The organism is Rhodovulum kholense, from assembly GCF_003053725.1.
GTDB classification, from domain to species: domain Bacteria; phylum Pseudomonadota; class Alphaproteobacteria; order Rhodobacterales; family Rhodobacteraceae; genus Rhodovulum; species Rhodovulum kholense.
The window spans coordinates 1-1477 of sequence record NZ_QAYC01000046.1 but is presented as its reverse complement, the minus strand read 5'-3'; the positions used below and the strand labels follow the sequence as shown (position 1 = coordinate 1477).

At 61.5% G+C, this 1477-nt stretch carries 2 protein-coding genes and 1 tRNA gene; all 3 read right to left on the bottom strand.

Annotated features, from left to right (window positions below):
* The coding region (locus C8N38_RS20990; protein WP_146176356.1) for a transposase at positions 1–383 on the bottom strand (383 nt) is incomplete at its 3' end.
* A gap of 254 nt (positions 384–637) precedes the next feature.
* A tRNA-Arg gene (locus C8N38_RS20985) sits at positions 638–714 on the bottom strand.
* 329 nt (positions 715–1043) lie between these two features.
* Positions 1044–1193, bottom strand: a complete 150-nt coding sequence (locus tag C8N38_RS21480; protein WP_158272409.1) for a hypothetical protein — start codon at positions 1191–1193, stop codon at positions 1044–1046.
* Positions 1194–1477 lie beyond the last annotated feature (284 nt).

Here is a 1477-nt window from a genome sequence, read left to right as displayed (position 1 = left end):
ATGGCGGTCAATGCCTCATTGTCCACCAGCAGGTTCAGCGGTCCGCCAGCACGGCGATAAGGGATCTGCACCTTCAGGGTCTTCTGCCTGCGGCATAGGGTCGAGTAGTCCGGAACGGGCCAGTCCAGCCCCGCGAGCCGCAGCAGACTGGCAACCATCCCAGCGGTCTGTCTGAGCGGCAGCTTGAACAGAATCTTGATCGACAGGCAGAACTGGATCGCGGCATTCGAGAACACCGGTGGGCGCCCAGGACGGCCTTCATGTGGCGCGTGCCAGGCAATCTCCTTGTCCAGCCAGATCAGCAGTGACCCGCGCTTCCTGAGCGCATCGCTGTAGGTGGACCAGTTCGTAGTGCGGTAGCGGGCGGGCTTGGGCTTGCTCATGCCGCTCGTCTAACCGCATGGATTTCCGATGTGAATCCTTCACCGCCCAAGTTCTGCAACAACACCTCGCTGAGCTGAAGGGGCATTTCGTCCACTACGAGCGTTTCGTCCCGCTGGCGGAAGGATTCTCCATACTTGCAGGTCAGTGACCAACCCCTATTGGCCGGCCGGCGTCGCCTCGAGAATCATGGACGGTTCTGAAGCCCGCCAAATTTCGAAGTGCGCCACGGGACTCTTCAATAAAACCAGATATTTGGCGACCCCGCCGCGACTCGAACGCGGAACCTGCGGTTTAGAAGACCGCTGCACTATCCAGTTGTGCTACGGGGCCGCGAAAGTGGTTCGCTGTGCGCAACTAAGCGCATTTCCCGTTTCATTTCAACACCATATCGGCATTATTGCAAACCTCTGGCCGTGAAGGATTCACACCACGAATCCATGTGGTTAGACGGATGGCATGGGCCCGCTCTTCATCTCTCTATGTTGCAAGACTTCAGAACGTCCGTGTCCATCAGGCTGCCGATCGTCCGGATATTGATGCCAGGGATCTGCGCCTCCCGGGTCGGACGAATGCGTTTGCGCCGGAGCGCAGCGCAGCCAGAGTGGCTTCGGTGTCCCCGAACGGGGTTTCGAGGGCCCCGAAAAGAACCGCGGCGCCGGTCATTTCTGAACGCCCGAGATCTGTCTCATGGGCAGGACGGTCTTTTCGACCTCGGCTTCGAAGGGACCACAGGGCAGGCTGGCAGGATAAAGCATCGACAGACGGCGCGCATCGAGGTCGGTCTCGATCCGCTGCGGCCTCAGGCGCAACTCGCGTGCCGCCCCCCCGGAAAGTGATCCGGGCGATTGCCAGAATCTGCGGCAGACGAAAGCGCCCGAACGGCTCCGGGCCGGCCCCGGTCATGATCACCTGCTCGCCTCCCTTCAGACTGTCCGGCGGCCATTGGTCGCGCGGGGCGCAGAGGGGCGCTGTTGCGCAAATCAGCTGACGACCGCAGTTCCCCTTTCCCCGGACACACTTATCCCATGGCCACGGTGAGCGGGATGCCGAGCGCCGTGAAGCGGTTGAGGACCGCCGCCCGGATCTGGACTTC